Below are 17,915 nucleotides of genomic sequence, written 5' to 3' on the forward strand. Positions count from 1 at the left end.
TAGGATTCCTCTTTCCCTCCGGAAGTGTGCTGGTACTTTCTAGAAAATAAGGAATACCTTTTCAATATTGGTGGAAAATAATAAAAAAGCAGGAAAGGTTTAGTGACGATGTCTCTATTTTCCCTATCCAAAAAAGTAAAAAAATTAAAATTGCAGAAGAAACATACTCAATATAGCGAAAAGTCATCCAAGGCCATTCCTAGTTCTTTACAAGATCAAATACATTACATTAAAGAAAAAACAGGGAATAGCATTGATGTTGTCATCCGAAAATTGCAGCTTAGCGATGGCAATGGGCCCGATACAGCGGTTGTCTTTGTCGAAGGGATTTCAGATAGTAAGGCCATTAACGACTTTTTGATTGAATCGATTATGAATAATAGTACTGTTCACAACAGCAGGCCAATTTTCGAAATCCTTTTTGAAAAGGTAGTAGCGCTGGGGGATGTAAAAGAAATTACGGATTGGGACAACTTGTACCTGTCTTTAATGTCTGGTGAGAGTATTATCCTGGTTGATGGTACACAAAAAGCACTTAGTGCCAGCACAAGAGGCGGGGAGCAGCGTTCCATTGAAGAACCAGGCAGCCAGGTAACCGTTCGTGGCCCTCGAGATGGGTTCACCGAATCCATTCGCACCAATACCGCTTTAATTCGCAGACGTATTCAAAACCCTAATTTATGGCTGGAAAATATGAAGATCGGCAGCGTCACGAAAACAGATGTTTCCATTATGTATATAAAAGGCATCGCAAAGGATGAAATTGTGGAGGAAGTCCGGAATCGATTAAAAAGAATTGAAATTGACAGTATCCTTGAATCCGGTTATATTGAGCAGCTTATCGAAGACCAGGGATTTACGACATTTCCAACTCTCTATCATACGGAAAGGCCAGATATGGTCGCCGGTAATCTCCTTGAAGGCAGGGTTGCGATCATTGTGAATGGAACGCCATTTGTCCTGATTGCACCGGCTGTTTTTATCCAATTTTTTCAGTCGGTAGAAGATTATTATGGTCGGGCTGATATTGCAACTGCACTGCGCTTCTTAAGGATTTTAATATTCCTTATCTCGATTATCGCGCCAGCTACTTATATTGCGATTACAACTTTTCATCAGGAAATGATACCGACACAGCTGTTAGTTGCCATCGCAGCCCAGAGGGAGGCAGTCCCTTTTCCGGCATTGGTCGAAGCACTGATTATGGAAGTTGCTTTTGAAATCCTCCGTGAAGCAGGGATAAGGATGCCTAGAGCAGTGGGGTCAGCGATTTCCATTGTTGGTGCACTGGTTATTGGTCAGGCAGCCGTACAAGCAGGGATTGTTTCCCCTGCTATGGTCATTGTTGTGGCCATTACTGCCATTGCCAACTTTGCAACTCCAGCTTTTGCAGTGGCCATCTCAGCACGACTCATTCGCTTTGGATTTATGTTTGCAGCTGCAACTTTCGGCTTTTATGGAATCATTTTGGGGGTCATTGTTCTTGCTGTACATTTATGCAGTCTTCGGTCTTTTGGAGTCCCTTATTTAACCCCAATGGCCCCCCTTATCCTAGCTAACATAGGCGATTCAATTATCCGTTTGCCACTTTGGGCACAAAAAAAACGTCCCAAACCTATTAGCGGAGATAACGAGAATCGGGTAGGCGATGATCAGAAACCCACCCCACCTGAAAGCAGGGGGATGGTCAACTCTGTAGTAGAAAAAGGTGACCAGGATGAACAATAAGCGATTTTTGCTCTTATTGGTATTTTTTAGCAATACACTCCTTTTATCAGGTTGTTGGAGCAAAAGTGAATTAACCGACTTGGCTATTGTTGCTGCCTTAGGAATTGACAAGAATGAAGAAGGCCGATATGTTGGCACATTGCAAATTATCAATCCTGGTACCGTTGCAGGTGGTATGCAAGGCGGCGCCGGAAGTCAAGGACCTTCCGTTTCCATCATTACGGGAACAGGAGATAATATTGTCGAGTTGAGCAGAAGGACATCTCGTAAATTGTCAAGAAGACTGTATTATGCGCATACAAATTTAGTTGTCATTAGTGAAGAGCTTGCAAAAGAGGAATCCATCAGCAGCATTCTTGATCCACTTGAACGGGATGCGGAATTCCGGAGTACAGCGATCATTGTCATCGCCCAGGGAACGAAAGCTTCCAACATTGTTAAAGTGTTAACAGCAATAGATAAAATCCCAGCAAATAAAGTAATCAAAACGTTAAAATTTACTGAAAGGACCTGGGGAGAAAACATCTCTGTTAACATGCAGGATGCGATAAAGACACTTGTCTCACCTGGTAAGGAACTGGTTGTTTCGGGATTTCGTTTAAGCGGAGATGCTAATACAGGTAAAAAAGTCGATAATACCCAGCAAACGGAATTCTCTTCCTTCATTTACGCAGGGAGTCTTGCGATATTTAAAAACGGGAAGCTAACTGATTGGATTGATGGTGAGGCTGCAAGAGGGTCGGTATTCCTCCTCGACAAATTAAATGCTTCTGCAATTGGTGTAAAGTGGGAAGGAAAAGACGAGGCTATAGTATATGAATTAATCAGACAAAAAACAAAGGTAATGGCAAAAATGAAAAAAGGAGATCCCCGCGTTTCCATTGAGGTTCAGGCGGAGGGAAATATTGGAGAGGCAAGAGTACCCATAGACCTTACTAATCCTGATGTTCTTTTAAAAATAGAAGAAGAAATTGAAAAGGAAATTAAAAAAGAGATTTTGATGGCTGTGAAGCAGGCCCAAAAAAATAAATCCGATATTTTTGGATTTGGAGATGTACTTCATCGAACAAATCCTAAGGAATGGGAAAAAATGGCCTCTAAATGGAATGATGTTTATTTTCCAGAAGTTAAAACAGATATAATAGTGGATGCCTTTATTCGTCGAACAGGATTACGTAACAACTCCCACCAAGTAAATAAGGAATAATCAAAAAGGATGAAAAGGATGTGACAAAAGCGTGGAAAAGGCAAAAATAAGCTTATACCAGCTTTTTGTCCTAATCTTGTTATTTGAACTCGGCAGTGCGATTTTGGTACCTCTGGCAAGTGATGCCAAACAAGATGCCTGGCTGGCCATCCTCTTTGGAATGGCAGGAGGTCTATTCTTATTCTGGGTAAATTACCGTTTATTTCTTTATTATCCAGAGTTAGCCCCCCCGGAATATATGCAAAAGCTGCTTGGAAAAATAGTAGGTACAATCCTTGCCTTTTGTTATATTATTTTTTTTATGTATACGGCAGCCAGAGTACTTCGCGATTTTGGAGAGATGCTCCTGACCTTTGCCTATCTTGAAACTCCACTATTTATTGTAAACGCCTTATTGATGCTGGTTATTATTTATTCTGTTAGTAAAGGTATTGAGGTTTTGGCAAGAACGGGAGAATTATTCTTTGTTTTTATCTATTTTCTTGCTATTGCTGGTTTTATTCTGATTGTCTTATCTGGGCTCGTTGATCTAAATAATTTAAAACCTATACTAGAGAAAGGCATTTTTCCTGTAGCAAGAGTAGTTTTCACCCAAACCTTATATTTTCCATTCGGTGAGGCCATTGTTTTTTCAATGATTTTCCCCTATGTAACAAAAAGAAAAAGTGTGAAAAAGATAGGGTTATTTGCCATTATGCTGAGCGGAATTAATCTTGCCATTACCATGGCGATTAACGTTGGTGTATTGGGCGTTGACCTCACCGCCCGCTCGCAATTTCCGCTTTTAAGTACCATTCAAAGCATACAAGTAGCAGAATTTCTCGAACGTCTTGATGTTTTTTTCATGATATCTACCGTCATCTGTATTTTTTTTAAAGTAAGCATCTATTTTTATGCTGCCATTGCAGGCACTGCGGTCATATTTAAAATAAAAGAACCTTCAAAGTTAACATATCCAATGGGAATGGTTATATTGTTCATATCTGTTACAATCGCAAGCAGCTATGCTGAGCATTTAAAGGAAGGGTTGGAATTTACCACACACTATTTGCACCCGTTCTTCCTTATTGGTATTCCCTTATTGCTTTTAGGAATTGCCTTTTTAAAGAACCGGAGGGGACCAAGGGGACGGTTCTGATGGTTTTTTTTCGCTTGGTTACTGGTTAAAATGTAGTGAGACACCTATCAAGTGAGTATGACCAAAGAAATGAACCACAAGAATGTCCCATGGTCACCCATGGTCACTCCATTCAAAAAGAGTAATACTGCTATAAACAGGTTCGAACAAGGGATTTGATTGGAAGGTCTTAACTTTTTTGACATGCCTTTCTGCCTGTATGCCTTGTCTTTCAAATCCTTCTAATACATGGTCCGTTATAAAAATTTTTTTATTACCGCGCTGCTTGATGCTGCTAACAAACTTTTCATAGGTAAAAACTCGTTCATACGGGTATTCAGCTTCTAAATAATCCATTACTCTTGCTTCTTCCCACGTATAAATGACAAACGGCTCTTTCATTTCTTTTAAATAATTTGTTAATTGGTAGCTTGCCGGGTACTCATTTGCTTTTTCCTTAACAAAACCGTAACCATGAACAGACTGAATAAGCAATAGACACGAAATAATCAGGATTTTAATTCCGCGGCCCTTCTGTGACCTTAGCGCGGTTACAATGATAAAGAAGGCAATGAGAAAAATCAGCGGCAGGGCGTGGCGCGGCTTATCAATGTTTTGTGCAAATAACGCCCATAAAAAATAACTAACAGTCAATCCCATTGAAGCTGAAAAGTACAGCTTGTTTTTTAGAATATCGCTCCCTATTAAAATCAGGAGCAGCCCCCACAAAACAGCCGTAAGAAGAGATTCCCCGCACAGCCCCACCCAGAAAATATTAATAAACAAAAGCTGTGAGAACCTCTCAATAAGCGGCGTTGACTCAGCCGTAATCGCTCCGCCCCAATCATTAAAATGGCCAAAGGTAAACTGGTAAGAAAGCAACAAAAAGTTACTGATACTTCCCTCGGTGGCAGCTAGCCCTCCTATCCAAATAAATTGAAAGAGGATTGCAAGGACAAGTTGCTTAACAATATAACCCAGGTACCCCTTTTTGTCCGGAAATAGCGTACGTTTTGAATAAAGGAGAAGGATAATACCCAGCCCAAAAGCAATGTAAGAAAGGCGGATGCCCATAAGCACACTAAATAAAAACATCGGCAATACAGTTAGACTTCTTGCCTGCATTTCTTTTGCACGCTGTAAACTCCATAAAAACCACCATAAAACACTAACTGCCGCTGCCTCACTCATGGGTTCAGTTGCCATTATCCAAAAGTAAGAAAGCGATTGAACTGCTGTGCAGGCAAGTAAACTAGCCATTGTGGATAAATACCTTTTAGCCAGCCAATAAATGGGAAGCACTGAAGAAAGCAGCATTAGCGTATTAAAAATGGAAAGTGCCTGTGCCGGATTCTCGATCAAACGGTTAAAGACCATACCGCCAAATACAAAATACGGATAACCGGGAAAATGCGGCTGCATAGCTAATAAGTCAAACCGTTCTAACGCTAAAGAGAAATCCACCTGATCCCATGACCTCGCAAATGGACTGCTGTAGAGCACACGAAAATAACTAGTTAATCCTATCGTAAAAATTAGAATTACCGCACCCATTTTGGATAAAAAAGATAGCTTCTCTTTTCCTAACATTTTAGTCCTTCCTTCTATAGAAAAAAAGACAAGACGAATGACCATCGCCTTGCCCTTCTATACGGTTTTCTTCACTTGATGATCAGCTGTCTCTGTCTTCATGGATTGCTTACCTTCTTTTTTCGCTTTTGAATCAGACTTGCCATTCACATTTACTAGTAAATAAATAGCGGCAAAATAACCTAAATAGGCAATAATCTCTTCGATGGAAGGCATCGATGAATAGCCAAACAGGGCTTTAAAGAAAATGCCAACATCACCGGAAAACACAGGCGCAACTCCCGTATCGCGTAAAAAGTGTGAATGATCAATGGGATGTTCAGGCAGGAACCAGGTTAGATCATAAACATGCGGTATCAGGCTCCCAATCATTTTAATATCCTGCATAACGGAAATTCCTTGAACCAGAAGTCCAGCAGCAATTAAAACAATAAACGCGCCAGTGACCTTGAAAAATGTTTTCAAAGGGATGCGCATCGTTCCTTTAAAGAAGAAATAACATACCGTTGCAGCAATGATGGCCCCTGTAATAGCTCCCCAGCCCTCAAGAGCCTTTCCAATATCTCCGCCGGTAATCGCGGCGAAGAAAAAGACAGTTTCGATTCCTTCACGCAGGACGACAAGAAAGGAATGAATGACCATACCGATAACATTTCCTGTGGTAACAAATTGATTCATTTTCCCTTCCATACTTCCCTTTAAATCTTTACTGTGCTTCGCCATCCAAAAGACCATTTGGGTTAAGAGAATAGAAGAGATAAGCATGATTCCTATTTTCAAATATATTTCGCTTCCCATTGCAGCAAAGCTTGTAAATACCACCTGGAATAGAAACGCAGCACCAATACTCGCAAGTACAGCAAGACCGGCTCCCAACCATACAAACTTTGTATATTCTGCGTTTTGAGTGCGTTTTAAATAAGTGGTAATGATCCCTACAATGAGTAAGGCTTCCAACACTTCACGGAAAGTAATCAGTAGTGCTTGTATTTCCACTCCATTTCCCTCCTCACCATGGTCCTAACCTCTATTTCTTTTTCTAACAAAAAGAACTACAGCTATAATTGCACCTATAAGGATAACAATCGGAATCCAGTTTTTTAGATTAGAATAATCTGTCCATCCTTCATTTTTCACATTGTCAGACCCTTCGAAATCCTCCTCCGAAAAATGGCCAACTTCAATGCTTTTCATTTTAAAAGTGTTTTTCAAGGTCAGCAGGATTTCTTCTTTGTCTTTCATAAATTGGTCATAGTTGGATTCCTTTTCTCCAACACCAAAAAGGCCGGGATTCCCCAATGATTCAAGTGCAGATTCAAAGTGTTTGTTTAGCTTTTGATCATCTTCTGGGTTCTTTTCATTGACTACTGGTGATAATGCTTTATATGTAGCAAATGCTTTTGCTAGAAGCTTTTTACTTGTATCATATTCTTTGAAATTTTTATCGATATTTTCTAAACGACGGGCAATATTTAAGACAAGGATTTTCTCCATATTCGAGATGACCGCTTCTTTATCCTCATTTTTTAAATGAGTAAGCACTGCTTTAGAAGGTTCAACTCCCATATGCATATCCAATTCCTCTTTCACCGTTTCAAAAATAGCTGCTGCACTTGTAAAATCTGGCGGTGACTGATTTAATTTTGCTGCCATTTCTTTATAAACTTCAGCAACTACTTCTTCATTAGGATCTCCATAGGAGTAGCCGAAGGCCGGCTTACTATAAGCCGGGAAACTTAATAAAAGCACACATAAGGCAAGGATAAATTTTTTCATATATATCTATCTCCTTCCATTGTTAATGATAATCATTATCACTTACTATGTCAATAAGGTATCGCTTATTTTTATGATTATTCACACAATTACCACAGTCATTATGAGGATTTCCGGTTTCTCTCATTTACACGCAATAAATGAGCGTTTGCATCGATTTCCACCTTGTCAACACGCCGACTGATCTCACGTAAAATCGCTGGAAAAACAGAAGTCATATATGCCTTAAACTTAATAAAGGATTTCCCTTTTGTACGAACTTGATAGTGGATAGGAATTTCTTTCACACGAAATCCTTTTCGGACTAAATTTAAGGTGATTACCTGTGCATAGTTATAATCATGAATGATTTCCGCATGTCGTATCGCCTGTTTGGAGAAAGCGCGCATGCCTGACTGTCCATCGTAAATCCATTTTCTTAACAACAAGGACTGCAAAAAGGTAAAGAAGTAGTTTCCTAATCGACGATTGAGACGCATGCCATTAATATTGCCTAAGAATCGTGATCCCATCGTATAATCTGCTTCCCCATTAAAAATAGGAGCGAGAAGCTCTGGAATTTGCCATGCCGGATACTCATTATCTGCATCAATCATAACCGCTATATCAGCACCAAGTCTGTCACAATGCTTGAGCCCCTCACGAACAGCTGCACCAAGCCCCCTATTTTTAGGGAGTGAAACAACGTGATCGGCTCCAGCCTTTTTGGATACTGCAACCGTTTGATCCGTTGAACCATCATCGATAACAAGGACCTCGACTTTCACCATTGGATGAAAGAGACGAGGAATCCTCTCTATTACCTCTGTAATGGATTCCTCTTCATTATGTGCTGGTAAAAAGACAATCACTTTCTGCGTATTCATGAAACTCCCTCATTTTCCATTTGTTTAATGGCGTCCAATAAAACGGGGCCGCGGCTGTGACCTGGATAGGGTGCACCTAATAAATAACAAATCGTAGGTGCCAGTGAAACGAGACTATGATGTTCTTCCACCATTTTCCCCTTTTCAATTGCAGGACCATGCATAAAAAACGGTACAAATCGCTCTCCTTCATCTAAATGACCGTGACCGCCAATTCCATCTGCTTGCCCATGGTCTGCACAAATAATTAAGGTTGTATTTTTCATATAGCCTTCTTGCTCAAGCCAGCCTACAAAGTTCTCAATAAGACGGTCTGCTTCAGCAATCTTTTCTAAGTATTCATCATATAATACCCCGCGGCTATGGCCCGTTTGATCGGTACTAATGAGTTGAACTTTAAAGAAGTCTGGATTTTTTTCTTTCATTATTTTTTTTGCTCGTTCCAAAATTTCATAATCGACTTTACTATTATCCATAACCGCCGTAAACGTATCGACATCATCTCCCATGGAATCGACCAAATGTGCAACCGCAAGCATTCTGCCTTTTTTCCCTACTTTCCGAAGAGAATCAAATACCGTCTCTACTTTTGTCCCAAGCTTCCAGACCATATTCGATTTTATCCCATGTTCATGTGGATAGGTACCTGTCATCATCGATGTAAAACATACGACCGTACGTGCAGGGTAGACGGTTTCCATTTGCGTATATTCCGTTCCATTTTTTCTAAGCTTGTCGAGAAATGGTGTATCTGCAATTTGAAAACGATCCTTCCGCATGCCATCAATGACAATGGTAATAACTCGTTCATTTACCGCTTTTGAGTTTGGCGGCACATTATCTGTCAATGATGTATATTCCTTAGGCTTCCAATCAAAAAGATTGCGATGCAAAACCAAGCTGAAGACTAAGACACCAAGGAGAAAAAAGAAATAATTTGGCCAGTGGATGTCAATTCCAGCTGAAAACTTTTCTAAATACATCTGCCATAATGAGAGCAATAATAAGAATTTAGGCATTTGTTCCTGAGCATTGCCGCTGGTAGAGTCACTATTCTTTAAAACCAGCTTCCAAAATCGAGTGAAATTCCACCACGAAGTCCCGATGCGAAGATGATAATAAAAGGTTCCCCAGAAATAGACGGTAAAAAAGAAATAAAGTCCAAGTGCTAATAAAAGTAAAGTTAATTCGAATTCATTAAATAACATTAAATAGGCGACAAAAGGAATCCATAAATAATTTCGAAGCAATAAAGGAAAATCGAACAGATAGTAAATAGCCATCATTGGCACAATAAGGATGAAAGATAATAAAAAGGACAGCCAAAAATCACCTTCACCCCATGATGAGAGGTGGAACAAAAGCATCGTCCCAAAGATAAATATAGGCGTAAACGGTTTCCCCTCATTTAATAAATTCCAACAGCGTGCTGCTGTTTTTTCAAATTTTGAAGCTTGTTTCATAACTATTCACCTTTCTTTGTTCTCCATGCTTTTACCTGCGTTAATGAAATAGGATGAAGTATAAAGGCTACAGCACCCACAACGTAGGAAAAGATAAATTTATACCCATGTGTGATGAGTGCGGCGTGATAAGCATCCTTCCAATCCATATCCAATTGTACTAAGGCAAAGCTCATCACACTTTCATAGGTTGCAAGACCTCCTGGGGCGAATTGAAACACCTGTGCGGCAACTGTTACGCTATTCACCCATATGGCATGGAGAAATGACAATTTGAATTCAAGTGCCTGGAGTACTCCGTATACGACAGCAGCCTCAAGGACCCAGCTTAAGGCAACAAAACTAACCATTCCTAGTGCTTTCTTATGAAAAAAAGCCTCTCTTACTAGCGACATATGCTTCAAATAAAAAGCAAACCATTTCTTCCTTAGAATGAACAGGAAAAGTATGCATGCTGCAGCTAAAACAATGATCAGCTGCAAAAAGAACGTGTAGCTTAGTGAAACACCAATGAACATTGCGCCAATGAAGGAAAACAACCCTAAACACAATAGGTCAAGGACCCTCATAACCACAACCGAATGGGCTGCTGTATCCCAGCTGACTTCTTTTTTATTGGCAAGTACCCCAATCCGAACAACGTCTCCAATTTTAATAGGAAAAATATGATTGAAAAATAAACTATAGTAAAGGCCGTAAAGAAAAAGGCTAATGGGCTGTTTGTTTTCCCCATACATTCGCCAAGCAGCTGCCCGAAAAAGAAAGGCAAAAAAATAACAAACTGTCGTGAATAATAGCCAGTGGTAATTAGAAAAAAACTGCTTTGTTTGTATAAATAATGTTTGTACATCGAAAAAATTCAAGCTTAATGATAAAAAAGAAACAAATAATAACAGGCTAATAACAAGAATTAGTCTTCGAAGTAGTTTCTTGCCCATTGGATTGTCCGCTTTAACCCTTCCTCAATATTTACTAATGGTTTGTAGCCAAGCATTTGCTCCGCCTTTTCAACATTGCTCCAGGTCATTTCCACATCCCCTTGGCGAGAGGGCAACCGATTTATTTTCATATCAGGAAAACTTCCACTTAAATGGTCTAAAAGAGTTTCCATAGAAATAGGTTCTCCATGTCCAAGATTATACGTTTCATTTCCTTTTGAATAGAGGATGGTCCGCTCGATCCCGTCAATAATATCATCGATATAGGTATAATCCCTGGCCGACCCGCTCCCGTAAATATCAATACTTTCGCCTGACATCAATTTCTTGATGAATTTTGGGATTGCCATATCCGTTCTCCCCCATGGACCATACACGGTAAAGAAACGTAAGATCGATAATTGAAATCCATACAAGGATTGGTAAGCGTGACAAAACGATTCCGCTCCATACTTTGCTGCTGCATAAGGAGAAGCCACTTGGCCATTTGCCATGTCTTCAGATAGTGCTGCGCCGGTTTGATTACCATAAACGGATGAAGAGGAGGCAAACACGAAATGTTTAACCTTTGTTTCTCCTGCATACTTTAAAAGATTAATCGTAACTTTTATATCATAATCTACATATTGATGTGGTTGTTCAATGGAGAAGGGGACACCAGGAAGTGCCGCTAAGTGAACAACTACATCAAAGGAATTTTCCTCCAAGACTTTTTTGCAGCCATTTTCATCGAATAGATCTACTTCAAAAAATCGAAAGGGGATTCCAAGTTTATTTATTTCATTAAGATGTTCTCTTTTTTGTTCAGGACTGTAATAAGGATGAAGATTATCAATAATCGTGATTTGGTGATGGTTTAAGAGAAGCTTTTTAGCGAGATGGCTTCCGATAAAGCCTGCTCCGCCAGTAATTAGGATGTCCATTAACAGTTCACTCCCACAAACAATAATAAAAAAGCCGCATAAGCGGCTTTTTTATTTTACTACACCTGAAAGGACAGGTACAATCGCTCCACTGTGCGTTGCAGCTTCTTCAGCATTTTCAGCTGTAATGGCCTCATACCACTTTTGGCCGTTATCAAGTAATTCTGCAGTCTTTTCTTCACCAAGTTTATTATTTAAAACAAGCTCGATATCCTTCATAAAGACAATGCCTTCCATAGCTTGAACACGAGCATTCGCAGTATCGCCTGCTTCTAAAGTTTTGCCTGCCTTTTCGTGATATCCAGTAATTTTACCAATAAATGCTTGGGCAAATAAATTAGAGACCTCTTCAGGATTTATAGTTGCTGCTTTTGTTTGGCTAAAGTCAAACAACACTTGAAGCTTATTGGCTGCTTCTTCATTCCCGCCAGAAAGTGAACCCTTAATAGCTTGATAGAATCCTAATGCTTCTGTTTGCATGATCATTAATTCTGTTTCATCTGTCTTGCCTTCTTTAACAGCTGCTGCAATTTTTTCAGCATAAGAATTTGCTGCTAAATAATAGCTTCGGTAAACAGACTTATCAGTGATTTGCTTATAGACATTGAAGTCAGCAGCATTTTTACTTGCAAGTGCCTCTTCTTGAAGTTTTAACCCATTTTGGATGTTCTCTACTAGGCTATCTTCACCCGTTAACTCGTAATATCCATCACGCTTCTCAGCAGTTGGGATAATGACCTCGCTAAGAACATGTTTTAACTCCTCAAATGTTCCTTCTGCTTTCGCTTGGTCGCCAGCTTCTAATGCTGTTCCAACCTCGCCATGAAGTTCCTTTTGTTTTGCATAAAAATATGCTTGTGTTCCTTTATCAATTAATTGACGGGCTACATTTTGTTCCAATTCCCCGCTTTTACCAGCATTAATTCCAGATGCAATGAATGTATCCAAGTCGCCAGTAACGGCTTTTAATTCCTTTTGATATGTAGATTCAACTAAATCCCAATCCACTTCTTGATTTTCTTTCATTTTGTTTAACTCATCCATCATTGCTTTATAATCAGCAACTTGTTTAGCACCAGCGGTTTCTTCAAGTACAAAAGCTTCGCTTTGTGCTTTGTCCTCTGTTTTTGCTTCCTCCGCTACTTTCTCTTCCTCTTTCGGTTTACTAGAAGTTTCTTCTGAGCCGCAAGCAGCTAGTATCGAACCAGCTAGAGTAATAGACGCAAATAATAACAAAGATTTCTTCATTCCTTAACTCCCCTTATTCTTTTTTGTAATGATCATTTATTAATGATAATGATTTTCATTACCAACTATCTGATTTGATTCTATCGATAATGATTATCAATGTCAACTGTATTTTTTGCAAATTTTTCAAAAAATTGTGTTCAAATACAGACAACATCTTCCTTTCAAAAAAACAAGGCTATGATTGAATTTTTTCCACGGATAAGACAAACTAAAAGAAGCAAAGGAAGCAGGGGACGGATCTTTGCATCCACTCTGACTTTGAAAGGAACTATGAAATGAGAAACATTACTGTTATTGGGGCAGGCCGCGTTGGTTTAGTTACCGCAATCTGTTTGGCTGACGTCGGTCATTTTGTTCGGTGTTTTGATTTGGATAATCATAAAATTAACCAATTAAAAAGCGGTATTCCCCCATTTTATGAACCAGATTTGGAAAACTACTTAAATAAGAATCTCAATAAGGGAAGATTATCTTTTACAAATAATATCCAAGAGGCTTTGACCGATATAGAAATTATTTACCTTGCAGTCGGTACACCACAAAACGAAGATGGTACGACGAATCTAGATTTCATCATGAAAGCAGCGGAAGATATCGCGGAAAACATCGGCGATAATCCAACCATTATTGTGACAAAAAGTACGGTACCAGTTGGAACGAATTCTGCAATTAAAAAGTTCCTCTACTCCACTCTTAAAAGGGATATTAAAGTTGAGGTTGTATCAAATCCTGAATTTCTTAGGGAAGGATCGGCCATCTATGACTCTTTTCACGGGGACCGCATTGTAATTGGATCAGATAATGAATGGGCTTCGGGTGTGATAGAGGAAGTGAACAAACCTTTTGGTATTCCTATCTTTCAAACCGATATTCGAAGTGCAGAAATGATTAAATATGCTTCGAATACCTTTCTAGCAACAAAGATTACTTTATTGAATGAACTAGCAAATATATGTGAGCATGTCGGGGCTGATATAGAAGAAGTGACTTATGGCATAGGCCTTGATCATCGAATCGGCAGCACATACATGAAACCAGGCATAGGCTTTGGAGGCTCCTGTTTCCCGAAAGATCTTCTTTCCCTCCTGCAAACAGCAAAGGAAGTTGGCGTTCGAGGAGATCTCATCGAATCAGTCATGAAGGTAAATGCCAATCAAAATATTCAGCTGCTACAAAAAGCAAAAAATCGATTTGGCCGTTTACAAGGGAAAAAAGCTGCCCTGCTAGGCCTTTCATTTAAACCAAACACCGATGACATCCGGAACTCAGTCGCTCTCGTATTGGCAAAAGAGTTAATCAAGGAAGGGCTCATACTAACTGCCTACGACCCTGCATCAATTGAGAACGCAAAAGCCGAGCTGGGAGATACAGTCAAATACACGCAATCGATTGAAGAAGCAATCACAGGTGTAGAGATGGTTTTTATCGCTACAGACTGGGATGAAATAAAAGACTTCCCACTGAGAAGATATGAAGAGTTAATGCTCACTCCAATCCTATTTGACGGCTGGAACTGCTACCCATTAAACCAAGCAGCAAACCATCATCTAGAGTATTTCTCGATTGGCAGGAGGAAGTAGGTCCGAGGGGTCCATGGGGACGGTTCTCCTGGTCTTATGTGGTTAGGCCGACCACAAGAACCGTCCCCACGGTCACTCCTGGTCTTTGATTTCAGCCTCTACCCTGCTCATGAATTCTTCTACTGCGCTATACCCCTGCTGTTTTAAATACCAGTTGTTTGCGGCTGCCTCGATCAGGCCTGCCACATCACGTCCAGGCTGAAGCTGAATTTCCATTGAGGGGATTTTCACTCCCATGTAATCGGTATAATGATATTCCTGTTCTAAGTCATTATATAAGGCGTCCTTCTCCCACTTGGTCAAATGGATATCAAGGGAAATTCGCGTTTCATCTTGAAAAGCCTTACGACCATATAAGCGGACCACATTTAACAATCCAATACTACGGAGAGCCAGGAATTCCCGCGTCTTTCCATCATGTGTCCCCAGAATCGTTTGCGAGCTCAGCTTCTTAAGGACAACGACATCATCCGATACCAGCCGGTGTCCGCGGCGAATTAGTGTATGGGCCGTCTCGCTTTTTCCTACCCCCGAATTTCCACGAAGGATGATTCCAATGCCCGACACATTCATACAAACCCCATGAACCGCCATTTCAGGTGCTAGTTCCTTCACCAAAAACGCATCCAATTTGGGAATGTACTCCGAAGTAGTCTCAGGCTGATTGGTAACTAACAAGGGAATCCCCTGCTCTGTACAATGATGAATTAAATAGGTAAGTCCTTCTTCACCAGCCGTTACGATAAAACAAGGCGGATGATAGTGAACAATATTTCCAATTCGAATTTTGCGTTCCTCTTTACTTAACTTATGTAAATAGGTAACTTCTTTTTTTCCTAATATTTGAACTTGTTCAGTTGGAAAAAAATCAAAATGCCCCACAAATTCCAGTCCTGGTCGATGCACCCTTGATTGCGTAATGACCTTCTGCAGGTGATCCTCGCCAGCCAATACCTTCAATGAAAACCTTTTAACCAAGCTTTCTACTGTTACTTTTTTCAACCTATACTCACGTCCTATTGCTTTTAGTAAAATTATACTTAATAACTTTGGAAACGTCATCATTTAAGGATAACACGGGGAACCCCCTCCAACAAAACGAATGAAAAAGTTGAGGTTCTGTTATAACTGAATGTTGAATGTGTATGAAAAAATAAGCGGAGAAATTCCGTTTAAATTGGGAAATATGTGTATTTCTCTATAAATAAGGGGAGTTTTTCCGCTTATGTCATCCAAATCTTTAGATTTTGTCTTATTTAAAGAAGTTAATCGGAATATCTCCGCTTATATCTGCTTCCTAAACCTTCCCTATATACATTAGCCGGAAATTCTCCGCCTATGAGTTCTATACCTACACGAAATCGATACGAATATGGGCCTACAGCAGCTGGTGCCTTTTCAGTTTGTACTTTTTTTCGTGCCAAGGATAGAATCTAATGAAATAAAGCCAGGCCGGCAGCCTGGCTAAAGTATTTAAATTACTTCAATAGAAAAATCAACACCATCAATAAAACCGAAACACCCTGTCCAACACCCAGCCCAATCAGCCATTTTTTAAACAGGCGCTCTCTCCTCAAACCACTCTCAACACTCTGCTTCCACTTTTCTTCCCATTTACCCTGAGCGTCTTTTTGGACTTGCACCATCTGCTCGGTCAACTGCGCAATTTCAGCCTGTCTTCTGTCTTCAACCGCCGTAAGCTCTGTTAATATTAGACTTAATCGATCACTCACTACTTCATATTTCACATTCAAGACGCCAGCCTGCTCACTCAAAGCTTCCGTCAGCTGCCGAATACAAGTCAGCACCTTTTCCGTTTCCCCGACGATAAACGCTTGATCCTCCTGCTGAAACCCTTTGGCACCGGCTAACAGCTTTTCAGTCCTCTCCATATATTCCTGGTATTGCTGGTGCCAAAAGGCAATTTTCTTTTCCAGCACCAGGATATTCTCATCGAACCGTTCCATCCCGCGGCCAAACAACTCCGTCTGCGGGTCAATGAGCACTTCCTTTAACTGCTCACTAACCTGCACAGGGAAACTGTCCATCGATTTCTTCATGTTTTCAATCGATTCATGGACTTCTCCATTCAGTTCCGTAATTGCTTCTTCCCGGTCCTTCATCAGCTTCTTCAGGTCATCATAGAAAAGTTCGTTATTGATTTTCTTCAATGATTGAATGGCCTCGTTATATTTCTCATCCATTGTATTAGAAGTATTCATTTCCAATAATCATCTCCGCTTGCTTTAAAATAATTTGGCCGTACTGGTGATAGGTCCATCGTTCCTCGTCAGAAGCATCCCGTGCTAACAACTTCTTCTGCCAGCCTGAAGCAGCCCTCACAAACTCTTCTTTTAAAATATCATCCAGCAGCTTAGGTCGCAGCAAACCCTGTTCCCATTCCTGCTTCACACTATCCAACTGATCCTTAAGCTCCAAAATACGCTCTTCCATTTGCCGATTCTTTTCCTCTAAATCTAGCACTTTTTCATCAGCTAAACGTTTTTGCTCGTTATTACTTTTCCATAACTGCATCAATTCTTCTTTAGCATTCCTCTGAAACTGGTTAATCTGGTTCATATAATACTCATAAACAATTTTGTTATTCCATTCTAACGTTCCAAGTGCAAGCCAATAATCCTCTTCAAAATTCACTGGCTTTAAATATTGATCAAGTCCCCGGCCATGCTTCAAACTTACATCCACTACAGGCGGGTTGACCTCAAAATCAAACTTGGCGGTAGAAGAGGTGTTCTGCATGCTCCTTGTCAACAACAGCCAAACCTCAGAAAGCTGCCTTTGATAAAAATCAAGCATTTCCGTCTCCGCCAAATGATAGTTTTCCATCAACTTGGATATCTTCCGCTCCTTAAAGATCACTTGACCCTTATTATCAAAAGTAAACTTGTCATCCATTATGCACTGGTACTTTTCCAACTGAATCCCATCCAAGGTCGTAGCTCCACTCTCGTAAATCGCAAGCTCTTTTTGCATAACATCAAGAGTCGGCTCCAACTTCTCGAGAATCTGATGGTTTTCCGCGATGGTTTCTTCTAGCGTTTTTAGCTCCATCTCCATCCGTTCGAGATCGAGTTTTTGCTGTTTGCACAGGCTATGCTCAATGTTTTTTATCTCTATAATTCGATCTTCAGGTGTACTTAGCCCCTCATTCTCCGAATACTTTTCACCATCAAATCGCTTAATCGCCTCGTAAATCCACTGGTCCTTTTCTTCCTCAAGCTTCAAAAGCAAATCAGCGACCAAACTTGCATTCACCATCCATTTCACTCCTATGAAACTATATATTTCCATTTTACTACACTTCCAAGCAGACTTCGACATTTCTCTGTTTCCACAGGTGTTTCCATGGGGACGGTTCTCGTGGTCTTTTGTTCTTCTAATCACAAAAAAAGAGTAGACATTACCTATGCATGAATGGGTAAACCTACTCTTTCTGTATATTTTACTTTTTTAAG

At 40.1% G+C, this 17,915-nt stretch carries 15 protein-coding genes; 4 read left to right on the forward strand and 11 right to left on the reverse strand.

Features of this window, described 5'->3' with window-relative positions:
• The first annotated feature begins 108 nt into the window (after positions 1–108).
• From MLOOGBEN_RS13945 to MLOOGBEN_RS13955, 3 genes are read left to right on the forward strand one after another with little or no spacing between them, the layout of a single operon-like run.
• Positions 109–1,728 (forward strand): spore germination protein, encoded by a 1,620-nt coding sequence (locus MLOOGBEN_RS13945; protein WP_179159014.1) that lies wholly within the window; start codon positions 109–111, stop codon positions 1,726–1,728.
• On the forward strand, positions 1,718–2,935 hold the full coding sequence (locus MLOOGBEN_RS13950; RefSeq protein WP_179158866.1) for a Ger(x)C family spore germination protein: 1,218 nt from the start codon (positions 1,718–1,720) through the stop codon (positions 2,933–2,935). The genes MLOOGBEN_RS13945 and MLOOGBEN_RS13950 overlap by 11 nt, the downstream gene beginning before the upstream one ends.
• 31 nt (positions 2,936–2,966) lie before the next feature.
• On the forward strand, positions 2,967–4,073 hold the full coding sequence (locus MLOOGBEN_RS13955; protein WP_179158867.1) for a GerAB/ArcD/ProY family transporter: 1,107 nt from the start codon (positions 2,967–2,969) through the stop codon (positions 4,071–4,073).
• A 93-nt stretch (positions 4,074–4,166) separates the two neighbouring features.
• On the opposite strand, the gene MLOOGBEN_RS13960 is transcribed toward MLOOGBEN_RS13955, so the two are convergent.
• The 8 genes from MLOOGBEN_RS13960 to MLOOGBEN_RS13995 all read right to left on the reverse strand — a co-directional run bounded on the left by MLOOGBEN_RS13960 (position 4,167) and on the right by MLOOGBEN_RS13995 (position 12,856).
• On the reverse strand, positions 4,167–5,642 hold the full coding sequence (locus MLOOGBEN_RS13960) for a glycosyltransferase family 39 protein (RefSeq protein WP_179158868.1): 1,476 nt from the start codon (positions 5,640–5,642) through the stop codon (positions 4,167–4,169).
• 57 nt (positions 5,643–5,699) lie between these two features.
• Positions 5,700–6,638 carry an FTR1 family iron permease gene (locus tag MLOOGBEN_RS13965; protein ID WP_179158869.1) on the reverse strand — a complete coding sequence of 313 codons (939 nt, stop codon included), beginning with the start codon at positions 6,636–6,638 and terminating at the stop codon, positions 5,700–5,702.
• A 24-nt stretch (positions 6,639–6,662) separates the two neighbouring features.
• Entirely contained in the window at positions 6,663–7,418 is a 756-nt protein-coding gene (locus MLOOGBEN_RS13970) for a hypothetical protein (protein ID WP_179158870.1), read from the reverse strand.
• A 101-nt stretch (positions 7,419–7,519) separates the two neighbouring features.
• Positions 7,520–8,284 (reverse strand): glycosyltransferase family 2 protein, encoded by a 765-nt coding sequence (locus tag MLOOGBEN_RS13975; RefSeq protein WP_179158871.1) that lies wholly within the window; start codon positions 8,282–8,284, stop codon positions 7,520–7,522.
• Positions 8,281–9,747: an alkaline phosphatase family protein gene (locus tag MLOOGBEN_RS13980; protein WP_179158872.1), complete on the reverse strand. Its 1,467-nt coding sequence runs from the start codon at positions 9,745–9,747 to the stop codon at positions 8,281–8,283. Before MLOOGBEN_RS13980 ends, MLOOGBEN_RS13975 begins: the two co-directional genes overlap by 4 nt.
• Before the next feature lie 2 nt (positions 9,748–9,749).
• The gene (locus tag MLOOGBEN_RS13985) at positions 9,750–10,685 is read right to left on the reverse strand and encodes a lysylphosphatidylglycerol synthase transmembrane domain-containing protein (RefSeq protein WP_179158873.1); all 936 of its coding nucleotides are present in this window, start codon (positions 10,683–10,685) and stop codon (positions 9,750–9,752) included.
• On the reverse strand, positions 10,658–11,608 hold the full coding sequence (locus tag MLOOGBEN_RS13990) for an NAD-dependent epimerase/dehydratase family protein (protein ID WP_179158874.1): 951 nt from the start codon (positions 11,606–11,608) through the stop codon (positions 10,658–10,660). The genes MLOOGBEN_RS13985 and MLOOGBEN_RS13990 overlap by 28 nt, the downstream gene beginning before the upstream one ends.
• Before the next feature lie 51 nt (positions 11,609–11,659).
• A complete protein-coding gene (locus tag MLOOGBEN_RS13995; protein ID WP_179158875.1) occupies positions 11,660–12,856 on the reverse strand; it encodes a hypothetical protein in 1,197 nt (398 codons plus the stop codon).
• A 278-nt stretch (positions 12,857–13,134) separates the two neighbouring features.
• Here MLOOGBEN_RS13995 and MLOOGBEN_RS14000 point away from each other — a divergent pair, with 278 nt between their 5' ends.
• Positions 13,135–14,439, forward strand: coding sequence for a UDP-glucose dehydrogenase family protein (locus MLOOGBEN_RS14000; protein ID WP_179158876.1), 1,305 nt, complete (start codon positions 13,135–13,137; stop codon positions 14,437–14,439).
• Positions 14,440–14,511: 72 nt separating this feature from the next.
• Here the strand turns inward: MLOOGBEN_RS14000 and hprK are convergent, their stop codons facing one another.
• The 3 genes from hprK to MLOOGBEN_RS14015 all read right to left on the reverse strand — a co-directional run bounded on the left by hprK (position 14,512) and on the right by MLOOGBEN_RS14015 (position 17,718).
• Positions 14,512–15,441 carry an HPr(Ser) kinase/phosphatase gene (gene hprK, locus MLOOGBEN_RS14005; protein WP_179158877.1) on the reverse strand — a complete coding sequence of 310 codons (930 nt, stop codon included), beginning with the start codon at positions 15,439–15,441 and terminating at the stop codon, positions 14,512–14,514.
• A gap of 476 nt (positions 15,442–15,917) precedes the next feature.
• Positions 15,918–16,661, reverse strand: a complete 744-nt coding sequence (locus MLOOGBEN_RS14010) for a hypothetical protein (protein ID WP_218781183.1) — start codon at positions 16,659–16,661, stop codon at positions 15,918–15,920.
• Entirely contained in the window at positions 16,648–17,718 is a 1,071-nt protein-coding gene (locus tag MLOOGBEN_RS14015) for a hypothetical protein (RefSeq protein WP_179158879.1), read from the reverse strand. Before MLOOGBEN_RS14015 ends, MLOOGBEN_RS14010 begins: the two co-directional genes overlap by 14 nt.
• Between the last annotated feature and the right edge of the window lie 197 nt (positions 17,719–17,915).

This window comes from Bacillus sp. EB106-08-02-XG196, from assembly GCF_013396335.1.
GTDB lineage: Bacteria > Bacillota > Bacilli > Bacillales > Cytobacillaceae > Neobacillus.

Bases quoted from the DNA above. Each gene is read 5' to 3' on its own strand.
- MLOOGBEN_RS13945 (WP_179159014.1), top strand. From the start codon at position 109: ATGTCTCTATTTTCCCTATCCAAAAAAGTAAAAAAATTAAAATTGCAG.
- MLOOGBEN_RS13950 (WP_179158866.1), top strand. From the start codon at position 1,718: ATGAACAATAAGCGATTTTTGCTCTTATTGGTATTTTTTAGCAATACA.
- MLOOGBEN_RS13960 (WP_179158868.1), bottom strand. From the start codon at position 5,642: ATGTTAGGAAAAGAGAAGCTATCTTTTTTATCCAAAATGGGTGCGGTA.
- MLOOGBEN_RS13970 (WP_179158870.1), bottom strand. From the start codon at position 7,418: ATGAAAAAATTTATCCTTGCCTTATGTGTGCTTTTATTAAGTTTCCCG.
- MLOOGBEN_RS13975 (WP_179158871.1), bottom strand. From the start codon at position 8,284: ATGAATACGCAGAAAGTGATTGTCTTTTTACCAGCACATAATGAAGAG.
- MLOOGBEN_RS13980 (WP_179158872.1), bottom strand. From the start codon at position 9,747: ATGAAACAAGCTTCAAAATTTGAAAAAACAGCAGCACGCTGTTGGAAT.
- MLOOGBEN_RS13985 (WP_179158873.1), bottom strand. From the start codon at position 10,685: ATGGGCAAGAAACTACTTCGAAGACTAATTCTTGTTATTAGCCTGTTA.
- MLOOGBEN_RS13990 (WP_179158874.1), bottom strand. From the start codon at position 11,608: ATGGACATCCTAATTACTGGCGGAGCAGGCTTTATCGGAAGCCATCTC.
- MLOOGBEN_RS13995 (WP_179158875.1), bottom strand. From the start codon at position 12,856: ATGAAGAAATCTTTGTTATTATTTGCGTCTATTACTCTAGCTGGTTCG.
- MLOOGBEN_RS14000 (WP_179158876.1), top strand. From the start codon at position 13,135: ATGAGAAACATTACTGTTATTGGGGCAGGCCGCGTTGGTTTAGTTACC.
- MLOOGBEN_RS14010 (WP_218781183.1), bottom strand. From the start codon at position 16,661: ATGAATACTTCTAATACAATGGATGAGAAATATAACGAGGCCATTCAA.
- MLOOGBEN_RS14015 (WP_179158879.1), bottom strand. From the start codon at position 17,718: ATGGTGAATGCAAGTTTGGTCGCTGATTTGCTTTTGAAGCTTGAGGAA.